Here is a 15,564-nt window from a genome sequence, read left to right as displayed (position 1 = left end):
ACTTTCTAGCGCCCCCTACACAAAAGACCCTAAATAATTCGAGTTGCAGAAAGGCGGCAATTAAGAGAATCCCCAAGAGCTTGCATCAATAAGTGACTGGGGTGAACGAAGACAGCCAACGCGCATGCAGCTTGAAGTATGGCGGGGATAAATAAAGCCGGCCAACGAGCCGGCTGAGAAGAGGTTACGATGTTTGGCCGAATCCGGATTTCTACCAGCTTTTTCCTGTTACTGATGTTGATTTGTTCAATACAGTTAATTTCAAGTGGTCTGTCATTTACTGCTTTTCGTTCAGACTATCAAAATTTAAACCGTGTGGATCTCAGTAGTCAGCAACGGGATGCATTAAGCCTCAGTTGGGTATCCTTGCTTCAGGCGCGTAATACCTTAAACCGAGCGGGGACTCGCTCGGCTCTCAAAGTACCTCAGGAGCAAGTCAACGCGTTAATGGGGAATGCACGTAGCTCATTACAGAAAGCTGATCTCTATTTTAATCAGTTCCTGGCGGTGCCACGTCTGGATGAGAGTGATACCGGTGGTGAATTGATGGATGCCACCAAAAACAGTTATCAGAACCTGCGTACCTCATTACGAGAATTAATCGATCTGCTGGAAGCCGGTAATTTACAAGGCTTTATGGACCAGCCCACCCAGAAGACTCAAGATTTGTTTGAAGCCGATTTTGTGCAGTATTTGCAATATGCCAATGAGGTAATTGCTGAAGCAGGCACTCAGAATCAGCAAGCTTACCATCTCTCCATGTGGATATTTGGTGGCGCGATTCTGATGGTGATTGTGATGGCTATTTCTTCACTGGTCTGGCTGCGCACGATGTTTGTCACACCACTGAAGATTATGCGAGCTCATTTTGATCGCATCGCTGAAGGGGATTTATCCGGTCAAATCTATGTCTCTGGCCGCAATGAAATCAGCCAGATGTTTGCCAGCTTACGCACTATGCAGCGCTCGTTGATTACGACGGTTAGCCATGTGCGCGACGGCACCGAAGCCATGTTAACGGGCATTCAGGAAATCTCGGCCGGTAACAATGACTTATCAGCACGAACTGAGCAGCAAGCGGCATCATTGGAACAAACTGCGGCGAGCATGGAGCAGTTAACCGCGACCGTGAAACAGAATGCGGATAACGCCCGTCAAGCCACATTGCTGGCGCAAGATGCTTCGGAGACGGCGGCCAAAGGAGGGGAATTGACGGGAAGTGTTGTCACAACAATGCACGATATTGCCACCAGTTCGCAGAAAATTGGCGCTATTACCAGTGTTATTGATGGCATTGCATTCCAAACCAATATTCTGGCATTGAATGCGGCCGTTGAGGCAGCCCGTGCCGGTGAGCAAGGCCGTGGTTTTGCGGTGGTTGCCGGTGAAGTGCGTAATTTAGCCCAGCGCAGTGCGCAGGCAGCAAAAGAAATCAAAGGGTTGATCGATGAATCGGTCAGCCGTGTTCGCCAGGGCTCCACACTGGTCGAAAATGCGGGAACTACCATGGAAGAGATCGTTCGCTCAGTGACTCGGGTTACCGACATTATGGGTGAAATCGCTTCCGCTTCGGATGAACAAAGCCGAGGCATTGAGCAGGTTTCACTCGCAGTAACACAAATGGATCAGGTCACTCAGCAAAACGCCGCATTAGTGGAAGAGGCTGCGGCTGCGGCTAACGCATTGGAAGAGCAGGCAAGTATGCTCTCTAATGCAGTGTCTGTTTTTCGTTTGGAGCAAGGTAGCGACAACGGGGAGGGGCAGGCAGCAGACGGCAGTGGTAAGCAATCGGTTGTAAAAGCCACGGTCGCAAAGGAAATCCCAGATTGTCAAACGACGTAACAAAGACTGTGTTGCGGGGTGAGGCCGAATGAAACCATCATCGATGAAGTCTTCATTAATGAAAGAATCTACTCAGCCGTCACCCCAAGAGTCTGGGTCGATTCTAACCCAGATGATTCAACGGCTCCCGCTGTCGGATGTGCATTTCCGGCGCATTTGCCAACTTATTTATCAACGGGCCGGGATTGTGCTGGCCGAACACAAACGGGAAATGGTCTATAACCGCTTGGTCAGGCGGCTAAGGTTGCTCGGGATTAACGATTTTGGTCAATATCTTGCATTGCTGGAGACCGATCCAAACAGTGCTGAGTGGCAGGCATTTGTTAATGCATTGACCACTAACCTGACGGCATTTTTCCGTGAGGCGCACCATTTTCCGATTCTGGCTGAGCATGCTCGCCAGCGAGCGGGAAATTATTCGGTATGGAGTACGGCAGCATCGACTGGCGAAGAGCCTTATTCCATCGCTATGACCCTAAGTGATGCGTTGGGAAATCGTTCGGGTTCCTGCCATGTAATGGCCAGCGATATTGATACCCAAGTGTTGGAAAAAGCCACCAGTGGCGTATACCGACAAGATGAATTGCGCTCGTTGTCAGCACAGCAAATGCAACGCTATTTCTTGCGTGGCACCGGCCCACATCAGGGCATGGTGCGGGTGCGGCCAGAGTTGGCCAACATGATTCAGTTCCAGCAACTCAATCTGTTGGCGCCTGAGTGGGCATTGCCCGGGCAGTTTGACGCTATTTTTTGCCGTAATGTGATGATTTATTTTGATAAAGAGACGCAGGAGCGCATCCTGCGTCGCTTTGTTCCTTTGCTAAAACCCGGTGGCTTAATGTTTGCAGGTCATTCGGAGAATTTCAGTCAAATTAGTCGGGAATTCTATTTGCGCGGGCAGACCGTTTATGGACTGACCAAGGAGAGGTGATGAGTAAAATCAGAGTATTGTGCGTTGATGATTCTGCATTGATGCGCCAGTTAATGACGGAGATTATTAACAGTCACCCGGATATGGAAATGGTTGCGGCAGCACCTGATCCATTGGTTGCCCGTGATTTGATCAAAAAATTCAATCCGCAAGTTTTGACTCTCGATGTCGAAATGCCGCGGATGGATGGTTTGGATTTCCTTGAGAAATTAATGCGACTGCGGCCCATGCCGGTAGTGATGGTTTCATCATTAACTGGCAAGAACTCCGAGATAACCATGCGGGCGCTGGAGTTGGGGGCGATTGATTTTGTCACCAAACCGCAACTGGGTATCAGAGAGGGGATGCTGGCTTACAGTGAGCTGATTGCGGAGAAAATCCGTACCGCGGCTAAAGCACGTTTGCCGCAACGTGGCCCAGAACATGCCCCGGTGATGCTCAGCCATACACCTTTGCTCAGTAGTGAAAAGTTAATCGCCATCGGTGCATCAACCGGCGGGACGGAAGCGATCCGAACTGTCTTGCAGCCTTTGCCGCCGACCAGTCCGGCCTTATTGATCACGCAGCATATGCCACCGGGTTTTACCCGTTCATTTGCCGAGAGGCTCAATAAATTGTGTCAGATTACGGTGAAGGAAGCAGAAGACGGTGAAAGGGTATTGCCCGGACACGCATACATTGCACCCGGTGATCGGCACATGGAACTGGCGCGCAGTGGTGCAAACTATCAGGTGCGTATTCATGACGGGCCGGCGGTTAATCGTCATCGCCCCTCGGTCGATGTCCTTTTCCGTTCTGTCGCGCAGTATGCCGGACGTAATGCCGTCGGTGTGATTCTGACGGGAATGGGCAATGATGGTGCTGCCGGTTTGTTGGAAATGCATCGTGCAGGCGCTTATACCATCGCACAAAACGAAGCCAGTTGCGTGGTGTTCGGTATGCCGCGTGAAGCTATCGGAATGGGTGGGGTTAATGAAATCCTGGAGCTGAATCAGATAAGCCAGCGGATGTTGGCGCAGATCAGTAGCGGGCAAGCCTTGCGCATCTAGTCACTCTTCGTCCTTGACGTTACAGGAGGAGTGAGCTGCCTACTGGCAACGTCAATGACCTTGGCTGATATTACTGGATATAATTTTTCTATTATAAACAAGATATTGGTATTTAATCGCTCAGCGGTGAGCAACAAACTTTAGGAGTTAGTATGGCGGATAAGAATCTCAGATTTTTGGTGGTAGACGATTTTTCGACCATGCGTCGTATTGTCCGAAACCTGCTAAAAGAGCTGGGTTTTAACAATGTGGAAGAAGCCGAAGATGGTGTAGACGCATTGAATAAATTACGTACGGGTGGTTTTGATTTTGTGGTTTCCGACTGGAACATGCCAAATATGGATGGCCTGGATCTGTTGAAAACTATCCGTGCTGACGGTGCTCTTGGTACTTTGCCAGTTCTGATGGTAACTGCGGAAGCTAAAAAAGAGAATATCATCGCAGCAGCGCAAGCCGGTGCCAGTGGTTATGTAGTGAAACCTTTCACTGCCGCTACCTTGGAAGAGAAGCTCAATAAGATTTTTGAAAAGTTGGGTATGTAAGGAGGCGAGATGAGTAACCATCAAATGCCCGCAACAGATGCGGCGTCAGCCAGTGATATAATCAGCCGTATTGGTCAACTCACACGGATGCTGCGTGATAGCTTACGTGAATTGGGTCTTGACCAAGCCATTGCTCAGGCTGCAGAAGCGATTCCTGATGCTCGCGACCGTCTGGATTATGTGGTCCACATGACGGCGCAGGCCGCTGAAAGAGCATTAAACTGCGTTGAAGCGGCACAGCCGCGCCAGAATGAGTTGGAGTCTTCGGCTAAAGCGCTTAAAGTTCGCTGGGATGAATGGTTTGCAAATCCAATCGAGCTTTCAGATGCCCGTTCGCTGGTCACGGATACCCGCGATTATCTGGATGTGGTGCCACAACATACATCATTTACCAATGCGCAATTGTTGGAAATCATGATGGCGCAAGATTTCCAAGACCTAACTGGTCAGGTTATCAAGCGCATGATGGATGTGGTGCAAGAGATTGAGAAACAACTATTAATGGTGTTGATGGAGAACATTCCGGATATGCCATCCAAACCGCAGAAACCCACTGACAGCCTGCTCAATGGGCCGCAATTGGATAAAAATGGAACTGGCGTTATTGCCAATCAGGATCAGGTTGATGACCTGCTTGATAGCCTGGGCTTCTAATAGGCTCTGAACCCTGTAGCGGATAGTGAATTATACGGTGCAGATGAGGCTACTCTTTGTAGTAGATTAGATCTCATCTGCAACTCTTCTTTGGCTTATTAGCCGCGTTATTTCATCCTGACCATCGGTGTTTATCGAATATCAGTCATCCAATTCACGGTTTTACTGGTTTTACTGGTTTTGCTGTCGCTGATGCGTACTTTCATCCCACTCTATGGCGAGCTGTACGGCGTGTTTGGCATTGACTCGACCATATCCATACCATTCACTGTGCCCATCTTCATCATATAAACCATTCTTTTTGTCTATTTGGTCGCAGGTATGCCGAATAATATCTTTGACCTCGAGATAGCTTAGTGACGGATTGACCGAGAGAATGAGAGCCGCCACGCCAGCAGCACCGGGGCAGGCACTGGAAGTGCCGTTAAAGCTATTGGTATAATTGCCAAAGATATCCCCGGTATTGGTTGCACCTTGGTCCTTGTTATATTCATGCCGTAAATCAGTAGTCCAAATACCCGGAGTTAATGGCGTAGGGTGGAGTTCCAACGGGTTGAAAAAATCCCCGCTAGGAAAGGCACACCACAGCGCCTTACCATAATCGCTGTAAGTGGAGCGCGTGCTGCGATCATTGCAGGCGGCCACGGCAATAACATGTTTATAGCTGGCATAACCGTCATTATCTACCGATTCATTACCATTACCTGCGGCAAAAAAGATAGCGCAGCCTTTGCCATCGCGGCCTTCTTTCACAGCATAATCAATCGCCCAGCGGGTTAATGCCGGCAGTTCGGCAGCAACTTCGTGCTCGGGATCGTCTGGATCGAACCAAATGCCCTCGACCGGCCCCCAACTGCAAGAAATAACATCAGCGCCCATATCTGCAGCCCAGGCAAAGGCTAAAGCTTCTCCTAGTGATCCTAAACCTTCCGCCTGACGTATCGGCATGAGTTTTGCCGCCGGTGCGACACCGGATGCCCCATAACGGCCATCGGCGCAGGCGACCCCCGCACAAGGTGTTCCGTGGGTATCACCCGCTTCGGGGCTAGGATCGCTGTTGGTGTTTACTCCAGAAAAATTGGCGGGATGGATGATTTTCCCCTCACGCATAAATTCAGGGTGGCTTAAATCAAACCCGTCGTCGATAACCGCAATAACCACGCCTTCACCTTGCGTAATTTTATGCGCATTCTCCACATTGGCACTGGCATCAACATCAATTTCAACCCGCACGACGGTTTTCTTTAGGTGCCATTGATTAGGATGAATGATTTTGGGTTCTTTATGATGAATTAACTCAGGGTGGCAATGGTCAATATCTTTGCGCTTTAATATTTCTTCGGCAATGACAAAAACGTGATCTCCGGTATTAGGCTGAGTTGATACAAAGTAACCATTAGTAATAAATGTCAACTTCACTTTCATAATAAGGTTATATTGCTTGATAATTGTCTTACATTCACTTTCTGTTAATTTTTCATTGAATTTAATAAATAAGTTTTCGGTATAAATAATAGGCTCTTTATTGCGATCTATTTTATAACCATGACCGACAAATCTAACGTCAGTGTTTGCGGCAATATTTTCTTTTAATTTATTGATTTTATTGGTATCAGATTGCACGCTGACAACGTAGACCTCTGCTGAGGCGATGGTGAAAACGACCTGATACTCGATGTTATCTGTCATCGCATTGAGCATCATTACTGCGAAGTCTTTTCCTGGAAACATTCTAATAATCAGTATTTCACTTGATTTTATTATGGATAATATTTTTCTTTTATGATTTTGAATATCATAAGTCACATTGAATCTTTTCATCTCAATTTCCTTTTGATATGTCTTGTTTATCATTTAACTCTGTAGGTTTATTATTTAAATTGAGTTTGTGTGGGTAACAAAATAACTGAATTTAATTCTTTTTTTATATCACATCAAAATACACTGTTTATAAAAAATTCATTATAAAACATGAATAAGCCAATAATGATGTTGGAGGCTCTTGATGTTCGAGTGCTGAGTGAGCCGAAGAGGGCCACTGCGGGCACTGATCCGAGAAATAACCGCCTAATTGCAGCTTTGTTCCATCCATAGGCTAGCTGAATGTTTGTCATGCTAAGCAGCAATTTTATTTTTCATTCATTTCTCTGATATGGGAACGCTTACGCTGAACAGGAATACCTGCTGTGGCTGAAGATAGCGATCTGGAAAAAAGCGAGGAACCCACAGCCCACAAGCTGGAGAAGGCTCGCGAAAAAGGCCAGATCCCGCGCTCGCGCGAACTGACCTCGATGCTGATGCTCGGGGCCGGTTTGGCGATCTTGTGGGTTTCGGGAGAGTCGATGGCGCGACAACTTGCCGCCATGATTGCCCAAGGTTTGCATTTTGACCACGGCATGGTGAGTGATGATAAGCAAATGCTGCGGCAAATTGGCATGCTGTTGAGGCAAACACTGATGGCGCTGCTGCCGATTTTCGCGGGCTTAGTCATAGTGGCGCTGGCAGTACCGATGCTGTTGGGCGGCGTGCTGTTTAGCGGCGAATCGATCACATTTGATCTAAAGCGGATGAGCCCTATCGCAGGCTTAAAGCGAATGTTTTCTTCTCAGGCGCTGGCTGAGTTGCTGAAAGCGATTTTGAAGGCGACCTTGGTTGGCTGGGTTACCGGCATATTCCTGTGGCATAACTGGCCAGATATGATGCGGCTGATGGCGGCGCCTCCGGTCGCGGCTTTAGGCGATGCGCTGCATTTGATTATCTTCTGCGGATTGGTGGTGGTGCTTGGTTTGACGCCGATGGTCGGCTTTGACGTATTCTTCCAGATAACCAGCCATATCAAAAAGTTACGTATGACTAAGCAGGAAATACGTGATGAATTCAAAGATCAAGAAGGTGACCCGCACGTGAAAGGGCGCATACGTCAGCAGCAGCGAGCGATGGCCCGCCGGCGGATGATGGCGGATGTCCCCAAAGCCGATGTGATAGTCACTAACCCGACTCACTATGCGGTGGCTTTGCAGTACAACGAAGCAAAAATGAGCGCGCCGAAAGTCTTGGCGAAAGGGGCGGGGGCTGTTGCGCTACGCATCCGTGAATTGGGGGCTGAACACCGCATTCCTTTATTAGAAGCGCCGCCGCTGGCCAGGGCATTATTCCGGCATAGCGAAGTAGGCCAACATATTCCAGCCACCCTGTATGCAGCGGTGGCAGAAGTCCTTGCCTGGGTCTATCAGCTGAAACGCTGGAAGCGGGAAGGTGGGCTAATCCCGAAAAAACCTGAACATCTGCCGGTACCGGAAGGACTGGATTTTGCAACAGAGAGTGAGACTGACTAATGGCTAACTTGGCCGCCCTGCTACGTTTACCGGGCAATTTTAAAGATACGCAGTGGCAAATTCTTGCCGGGCCAATCCTGATCTTAATGATCTTGTCGATGATGGTGTTGCCGCTCCCGCCGTTCATCCTTGACTTGCTGTTTACCTTCAATATCGCGCTGTCCATTATGGTGCTGTTGGTGGCGATGTTTACCCAGCGCACGCTGGATTTCGCGGCATTCCCCACTATTTTGCTGTTCTCAACATTGCTGCGCTTGTCATTAAACGTTGCCTCAACCCGTATCATCCTCATGGATGGTCACACCGGTGCAGCGGCAGCGGGCCGGGTTGTTGAAGCCTTTGGTCACTTCCTGGTGGGCGGTAATTTTGCCATTGGTATCGTGGTCTTTATCATCTTGGTGATTATCAACTTTATGGTTATCACCAAAGGGGCCGGGCGTATTGCCGAAGTGGGCGCGCGCTTTGTGCTGGATGGGATGCCCGGCAAACAAATGGCAATTGATGCTGACTTGAATGCCGGATTAATTGGCGAAGATGAGGCGAAAAAACGCCGTTCAGATGTCACCCAAGAAGCAGACTTCTACGGCTCAATGGACGGGGCCAGTAAGTTTGTGCGCGGTGATGCGGTTGCCGGGTTACTGATCATGGTGATTAACGTGGTCGGCGGCTTACTCGTTGGGGTACTTCAGCACGACATGGCCGTCGGTCATGCGGCAGAAACCTATACCTTGCTGACCATCGGTGATGGCTTGGTTGCCCAGATTCCGGCATTGGTTATCTCCACCGCCGCCGGTGTTATTGTGACTCGCGTCAGTACCGATCAGGATGTCGGCCAACAAATGGTCACCCAGTTGTTCAACAACCCGCGGGTGATGGTTTTGAGTGCCAGTGTGCTGGGCTTGCTGGGGATGGTCCCGGGGATGCCAAACTTTGTCTTCCTGCTGTTCACGGTAGCGCTGCTGGCATTAGCCTGGCGTTTACGGGGTAAACAGACACAGCAGCCGACAGAGGCAGAATCCCCAGTCATACAGGATCAACAACAAGCTACTGAAGCCACATGGTCAGATGTTCAATTGGAAGACCCGCTGGGTATGGAAGTGGGCTATCGCCTGATTCCTATGGTGGATTTTCAGCAGAATGGCGAGCTACTGGGCCGAATTCGCAGTATCCGTAAAAAGTTTGCCCAAGAAATGGGCTATCTGCCGCCGGTGGTGCATATCAGAGATAATCTGGAACTGCCGCCAGCAAGCTATCGGATATTAATGAAAGGGGTCGAAATTGGCAGTGGTGAAGCTCATCCCGGCCGCTGGTTAGCCATCAACCCGGGTAACGCCGTTGGGACATTACCGGGTGAGGCCACACATGATCCGGCCTTTGGTTTGGCGGCGGTATGGATTGAAAGTGCATTACGTGAACAGGCGCAGATTCAGGGCTTTACCGTGGTAGAGGCGAGCACCGTGGTGGCGACGCACTTGAACCATCTGATTAGCCAATTTGCGAGTGAGCTGTTTGGCCGTCAGGAAACCCAGCAGCTACTGGATCGTGTTTCGCAAGAGATGCCGAAGCTGACCGAAGATTTCATCCCCGGAGTGGTGACCTTAACCACGCTGCACAAAGTGTTGCAAAACCTGTTGCTGGAGCGAGTATCAATCCGCGATATGCGCACCATCATTGAAACACTGGCCGAGCATGCACCAAATCAAACTGATCCTTACGAGTTAACGGCGGTGGTACGTGTTGCATTGGGGCGCTCAATTGCACAGCAATGGTTCCCAGGCACCGGTGAAATTCAGGTTATCGGGCTGGATGCCGCACTGGAGCGCTTGCTGTTACAGGCACTACAAGGCGGTGGCGGTCTGGAACCGGGGCTGGCTGACCGCCTGTTAGAGCAAGCCAAACAAGCGCTGCAACGTCAAGAGATGCTGGGAGCACCGCCAGTGTTGCTGGTTAATCATGCACTTAGGGCATTATTAGCGCGCTTCCTGCGCCGCAGTTTGCCGCAGATGGTGGTGCTGTCTAATCTGGAAATTGGTGATAATCGCCAAATTCGCATGACGTCAACAATAGGAGCGGCCTGATGCCGATTCGTCTTCCTCAAGTCATTATCGGTAGTTTGCTTTCGCTCGGTTTGTTGCCATTGCATGCGGCAGCTTCGGGCTCTTGGGTGGCAGACGATATTGGCGTGACGCAGAGCCTGCGGGGCGTGGCGACATCAGCAAAACCGCTGCGTTCACCTGTGGCACTGGCTCAGGAAAACGCGCGGATTGTTTCAGTAGGCTGGCGCTACCAATTAATGTCGGCAGCACCAGATGGGTTGCAGGTGAAGTTATGCACACCAACCCGTTGTATGCCACTTGAAGGTGGCAGTGGGCAGAGTCGGGGGCTTGCTGGTGAAGCCGCCGCGACCCAACTGACTTTTGTTTATTTCATTGCGGGCAAAGGCCGAGTAAACCCGCCGCTACAAGTGATCAGCAACCAAGTACTAGTCAATTATCGTTAAGCTACATCCGCCGTCAACCTACACCCATATCGGGTAAATGCAGGCATAGCATATAGGCAGTGGCGGATGATTGTTGAGCTCTTTAGCCTGTGCCACCGAGTGTATTGACATCGCCATTACACTGCAAAAAAACAAACTAAATAACATGCGCTGTATTTTCATCTTTCCTCCTTGAAACCAAGCAAAGAGTTGCTTAGTCACGCCACATTAGCGCATCGCGAAAAACTCAAAGAACTTATTTTATGAATAGGATTGCAGTTATTTTAATAGTGAAAAACTATATTAAATAATTTATTAGCCATCTATTTAATATCATTGTTATTTATTTGGCATTCACTTTTTAATAAATAAAATAATTTTTCATTCTAAGTTTAGATTATGTGCTACTTTAAATTAATCGTGAAAATTTAGAGGGAGGCATTAATGCATTCTTATTATACTAAATTAATAACCATAAATACTATATTAAAAATTATACTTTTGTCTTTTTTAATATTCATTATATTTACTGTGGGCGCTTCATGGAAATATAATGTCAACGATCAGTGGCAAGCTGATGCCGTAGATGTGGAAATGGCTAAAGAATATCGATACGACGAGGCAGTCAATAGGTTGGTAAATGCCAGTACTCGCTTGGCTTCCTCTGAGCGTGTACCCGAAATTGCGCACTCAATGGCAAATGATATGACTAATCAAGAGATAAAGAATTGGCTAAGCCAATTTGGCACTGCACAAGTTAATGTTAATTTTAATAAAAAACTCTCCCTTAAAGAAAGTTCTATTGATTGGCTTATTCCTTGGCATGAGTCTCTTTCTCATGTGTTTTTTAGTCAATTTGGCTTTCGTAATAAAGACAGTCGAAATACGCTTAATATTGGCGCCGGGGCTCGTATCGCGCAGGAAGCTTGGATGTACGGTTTTAATACTTTCTATGATAATGATTTTACTGGGCACAACCAACGTATTGGTTTTGGTGTTGAAGCATGGGCTGACTATTTACAATTATCAGCTAATGGTTATTTTCGCCTCAATGGTTGGCACCAGTCCCGTGATTTTTCCGATTATAATGAACGGCCTGTTTCTGGGGGAGACTTGCGAGCAAAGGCTTATTTACCTGCACACCCTCAACTAGGCGGGAAATTAATATATGAGCAATACTCTGGTGAACGAGTCGCTTTATTTGGTAAAGATAATCTACAACGTAACCCTTACGCGGTTACCGCCGGGCTTAATTATACACCAATACCCCTCTTCACTCTTGGTGTTGATCAGCGCATGGGGAAAAGCCGCAAGCATGAAACTCAGTGGAATTTTCAAATGGATTATCGCCTGGGAGAGAGTTTTTACTCACAAGTTAGTTCTTCGGCAATAGCAGGAACACGTTTGCTCACTGAGAGCCGTTATAATCTTGTTGAGCGAAACAATAATATCGTACTGGATTACCAGAAAAAAAATATCCTCAAATTGATATTATCCCCTGTGAAGATTGTTGGCCAACCAGGTCAGAGTTATCCCATTAGCGCACGAGTACAAGCCCAATATGGGGTAAAACATATCGTCTGGAATGATGCGAATTGGGTTGCGGCTGGTGGCAAACTAATACCATTCAGTGCCACGCAGTTCAGTTTACTTTTACCGCCTTACCAGCGCGTGGCCCAAACCGATCAGACTGCTGTTCGTAGCCATGCCGAACAGGCTGCGAACACTTACACTTTGTCGGCGGTTGCTGTTGATGATCACGGGAATCGTTCTAATTCATCAGAATTGACTATCACTATTCAGCAACCCCAATTTTGGATCACATCAGCGGTCATCGGTGATGGTGCGCCAGCGGATGGCCGCACGGCAATAACCGTTGAGTTTACAGTTACCAATGCTGATAAAATGCCCATAGTGGGGAAAGATGTCGTCATCACGGCCAGTCATGGTGCGCTCCCCAGTAAAATAACTGGAAAAACAGAGGGTAATGGGATTGCGCGTATTGCACTAACCAATACGACTGCTGGTCCGTCGATAGTAACTCTGGACGTTGAGGGGCAACAGCAGAGTGTCAATATCCGGTTTACCACTGATTCTACCCCTGATATAACTCGCTCACGCTTTACTGTCTCTGAGCCAGATATTGTTGCTGACGGCACAATGAGCTCAATACTCTCGTTTGTACCTCTTAATAAAGATAATAATTTTATTAGTGGAATAAAGGATATAGATTTTATTCAAAGTGGCGTCCCGGTGACTATTAGTGCGGTCACGGAAAATATAGATCACTATACTGCCACTCTGACAGGAGATAAGGTGGGCTATGTTACTATTACGCCACAGGTTGATACTCAGGAATTGAGCACATTACAGCAAAAAATAACATTATTCCCAGTACCAAAGATAACCAATATTGCGGTTAATGGCGAACAGTTCGCTACGGATAGAGGGTTCCCGAAAACGGCGTTTGAGAAGGCGACTTTCCAATTAGTGATGAATGATAATATTACTAATAATACTCAGTATGACTGGACATCATCATTCGCAAGCCATGTCGCGGTTAATAATCAAGGACAGGTGAGTTTTATCTATAAACCCTTTGGTACATTGATTGTGGCCGCGAAAAGTAAAAAATTCCCGAGTTATACAGCCACTTATCAATTCAAACCTAATTTATGGATATACTCCACTGGTAAAGGACCGATAACAGATTTAGAGGCGAGCAGAAAATGCCAGGGTTCGGATCAATCAACACTGATTGATTCCTCACGGGCAACAAATGGGGCACGTGCGCCGGATGGCACGTTGTGGGGAGAATGGGGAAGTTTAACCGCCTATGGTTCAGGTTGGTCAGCTGGCGAATATTGGACCAAAAAGACCAGCACAGATTTTATCGTCATGGATATGGCAACAGGTACACTACAGTCACCCTCTGTTACGACGGCACTCCCGCTCTGTGCCAATGGAATATAATCACCGTGCGATAAAGGGGCTAAATACCAATCTTGCGGCCCAGTAGACTGGCGCCTTTAGATTGACCATCTGGCCCGTACAGTGACTGGCCGTGGCGGGTATTCAGCACAGCTAATGCTTGAGTGTTATATTCAATATGTTGTTGCAACAACAGCCCATTATGTAGGTTGTTGTATTGAAGGCTTTCAGCCAATTCCATCATCCGCTGCCAGCGTAGGGCTAGTTCAGCAACCTTATGATAAGGCGCTTGAATATTGACGGTTTTCTCGGTGGTGAGGCGTGTTTGATCCAGATAAGCCAAGGTAGCCAAGATTGAACTTTTCTGTTCGGTCACACCTTGCAACACGATACCTTGAATCCGACCGGAGCACAGCAATTGTTGCTCTTGCGCTACAACAGCTTTCAGGGATTCGAGAAGTTCAAGTTGTTGGTCTAGATTGGTCTGTAATCTTTCCACCACCAGATATCCTTTTACAATTAACTATTATGGCTTTACTTAACTATTCTTCAGGTCATCGGCGACATTTTTGAGCAGAGCATCGGCAATTTTACCGGTGTCCATAGTCAGTTGGCCTGAGCGAATAGCCTGCTTTAATGTTTCCACACGTTCTACATTGATATCCTGACTGCCCGGTTGCATCAGTTTTGCCTGCGCATCACTCAATTTAACCTCGGTACCGCTTACTGGCGTTTTTGTTTGGGCCGAAGGTTTACGCGTCTGTTGCGCAATATCACTGGTTTCCCGTGGCTGTACTGGTGTTACTGGTAATAGCGGCTGAGTGCGATCAATACTCATGTTGTGGTGCTCCCTTTATAGCGGGATTGGCGTTTATCGACCCGCTATCTTTCAGCAAAAGAATGGCGGGATTGTCACTATTTACCCCGCAAATAACTGCATATTAGTGTTATCGGCAAAGGTTAAAAAAACTTTAATCACTATAACATAATGCGAATGGTGCCATCTTCCGCCACGGTACCACTGACGATTTGACCCGAGGCCATGCGCACCCGAACATTATCTTGAATAGCGCCGTTATTCATGGCCTTGCCATTACTATTAACATTAAATCCTTCGCCTTGCGCTAAGACTTGTACATCTTGCCCGGCTTTTATGAGCCACAGGCGGCGCAGCATATTCCGAGTCAAAGGTTGACCCGCATTGATTTGCCGCAAACTCACCGCCCCTTGGGCAAAATGAGGTTCCAGTAATGCGCCGGGGGGCAGAGTATCGAGCCGGCCTTGTTTCATCTCAATATCCTGCGGGGTAATTTTCGCGCCACTGGCCAGTTGGCGAGCAGCGACAGCATAGTGCCCACTGACCTGTACTTGGGTCTGAATAAAACGGCGCTGACCATCGCAGCGCACCGACAGACTGATATTTCCCCAAGGGCGAGCATTGGTTGGCAGTGTGATTTCGGGCATCTCACATTGCGGCCATTGGCTCTGTGGCGTTTTGATGACAACTTTCACCTGACTCTCTTGGTCGGGATACTGTTGTCGGAAGAATTGATTTACCTGTGCAGATAAATCTGCCGCCACCGCTTGATGTGCCAATGCCTGACTCGCCAGCAGTAGCCCCACAGTTAATGTTATGGCGTCACTTCTTTTTATTGCCATCAATTTTCCTTTTCGCCCCTGCAATCCGCTCAAGCCAGGCTGCTCTTTTATTGCCTACAACCTCTTTTCGCCCACTAGTGTACCTGTACCTCAACAAGGTTAAGGGGATAAATAGCGACGCATTTTGCCCTTATTCTGGCGA

13 protein-coding genes are annotated in these 15,564 nt (G+C 48.1%); 9 read left to right on the top strand and 4 right to left on the bottom strand.

Annotated features, from left to right (window positions below):
* Window positions 1-189 precede the first annotated feature (189 nt).
* The 5 genes from FTA96_RS07335 (at window position 190) to cheZ (ending at window position 5,018) form a co-directional block, all read left to right on the top strand.
* Entirely contained in the window at window positions 190-1,842 is a 1,653-nt protein-coding gene (locus tag FTA96_RS07335) for a methyl-accepting chemotaxis protein (RefSeq protein WP_050106692.1), read from the top strand.
* A 112-nt stretch (window positions 1,843-1,954) separates the two neighbouring features.
* Entirely contained in the window at window positions 1,955-2,773 is an 819-nt protein-coding gene (gene cheR, locus FTA96_RS07330) for a protein-glutamate O-methyltransferase CheR (protein ID WP_235895239.1), read from the top strand.
* On the top strand, window positions 2,773-3,822 hold the full coding sequence (locus FTA96_RS07325) for a protein-glutamate methylesterase/protein-glutamine glutaminase (protein ID WP_004708134.1): 1,050 nt from the start codon (window positions 2,773-2,775) through the stop codon (window positions 3,820-3,822). The genes cheR and FTA96_RS07325 overlap by 1 nt, the downstream gene beginning before the upstream one ends.
* A 152-nt stretch (window positions 3,823-3,974) precedes the next feature.
* Complete coding sequence (gene cheY / locus FTA96_RS07320) at window positions 3,975-4,364, top strand: chemotaxis response regulator CheY (RefSeq protein WP_005164479.1); 390 nt, start codon at window positions 3,975-3,977, stop codon at window positions 4,362-4,364.
* Between the two features lie 9 nt (window positions 4,365-4,373).
* Window positions 4,374-5,018 (top strand): protein phosphatase CheZ, encoded by a 645-nt coding sequence (gene cheZ, locus FTA96_RS07315; protein WP_050106690.1) that lies wholly within the window; start codon window positions 4,374-4,376, stop codon window positions 5,016-5,018.
* A 171-nt stretch (window positions 5,019-5,189) separates the two neighbouring features.
* Here cheZ and FTA96_RS07310 read toward each other — a convergent pair whose 3' ends face one another.
* Window positions 5,190-6,749 carry a S8 family peptidase gene (locus tag FTA96_RS07310; protein WP_314732597.1) on the bottom strand — a complete coding sequence of 520 codons (1,560 nt, stop codon included), beginning with the start codon at window positions 6,747-6,749 and terminating at the stop codon, window positions 5,190-5,192.
* Between the two features lie 455 nt (window positions 6,750-7,204).
* Here FTA96_RS07310 and flhB point away from each other — a divergent pair, with 455 nt between their 5' ends.
* The 4 genes from flhB (at window position 7,205) to inv (ending at window position 13,805) form a co-directional block, all read left to right on the top strand.
* Window positions 7,205-8,353 (top strand): flagellar biosynthesis protein FlhB, encoded by a 1,149-nt coding sequence (gene flhB, locus FTA96_RS07305; RefSeq protein WP_145573497.1) that lies wholly within the window; start codon window positions 7,205-7,207, stop codon window positions 8,351-8,353.
* The gene (flhA, locus tag FTA96_RS07300; RefSeq protein ID WP_050121945.1) at window positions 8,353-10,431 is read left to right on the top strand and encodes a flagellar biosynthesis protein FlhA; all 2,079 of its coding nucleotides are present in this window, start codon (window positions 8,353-8,355) and stop codon (window positions 10,429-10,431) included. The genes flhB and flhA overlap by 1 nt, the downstream gene beginning before the upstream one ends.
* Complete coding sequence (locus FTA96_RS07295; RefSeq protein ID WP_050121948.1) at window positions 10,431-10,853, top strand: flagellar protein FlhE; 423 nt, start codon at window positions 10,431-10,433, stop codon at window positions 10,851-10,853. Before flhA ends, FTA96_RS07295 begins: the two co-directional genes overlap by 1 nt.
* A 423-nt stretch (window positions 10,854-11,276) precedes the next feature.
* Window positions 11,277-13,805, top strand: coding sequence for an inverse autotransporter invasin Inv (gene inv, locus FTA96_RS07290; protein WP_145573495.1), 2,529 nt, complete (start codon window positions 11,277-11,279; stop codon window positions 13,803-13,805).
* Window positions 13,806-13,824: 19 nt separating this feature from the next.
* Here inv and FTA96_RS07285 read toward each other — a convergent pair whose 3' ends face one another.
* From FTA96_RS07285 to flgA, 3 genes are all read right to left on the bottom strand, one after another.
* A complete protein-coding gene (locus FTA96_RS07285) occupies window positions 13,825-14,265 on the bottom strand; it encodes a flagella synthesis protein FlgN (RefSeq protein WP_050106685.1) in 441 nt (146 codons plus the stop codon).
* Window positions 14,266-14,301: 36 nt separating this feature from the next.
* A complete protein-coding gene (flgM, locus tag FTA96_RS07280) occupies window positions 14,302-14,601 on the bottom strand; it encodes a flagellar biosynthesis anti-sigma factor FlgM (RefSeq protein ID WP_050106684.1) in 300 nt (99 codons plus the stop codon).
* Window positions 14,602-14,741: 140 nt separating this feature from the next.
* The gene (gene flgA, locus FTA96_RS07275) at window positions 14,742-15,422 is read right to left on the bottom strand and encodes a flagellar basal body P-ring formation chaperone FlgA (protein ID WP_050151311.1); all 681 of its coding nucleotides are present in this window, start codon (window positions 15,420-15,422) and stop codon (window positions 14,742-14,744) included.
* Window positions 15,423-15,564: the final 142 nt, after the last annotated feature.

This window comes from Yersinia alsatica (assembly GCF_902170305.1).
Taxonomy (GTDB): domain Bacteria; phylum Pseudomonadota; class Gammaproteobacteria; order Enterobacterales; family Enterobacteriaceae; genus Yersinia; species Yersinia alsatica.
This window is presented reverse-complemented; position numbering and strand designations above follow the sequence as displayed.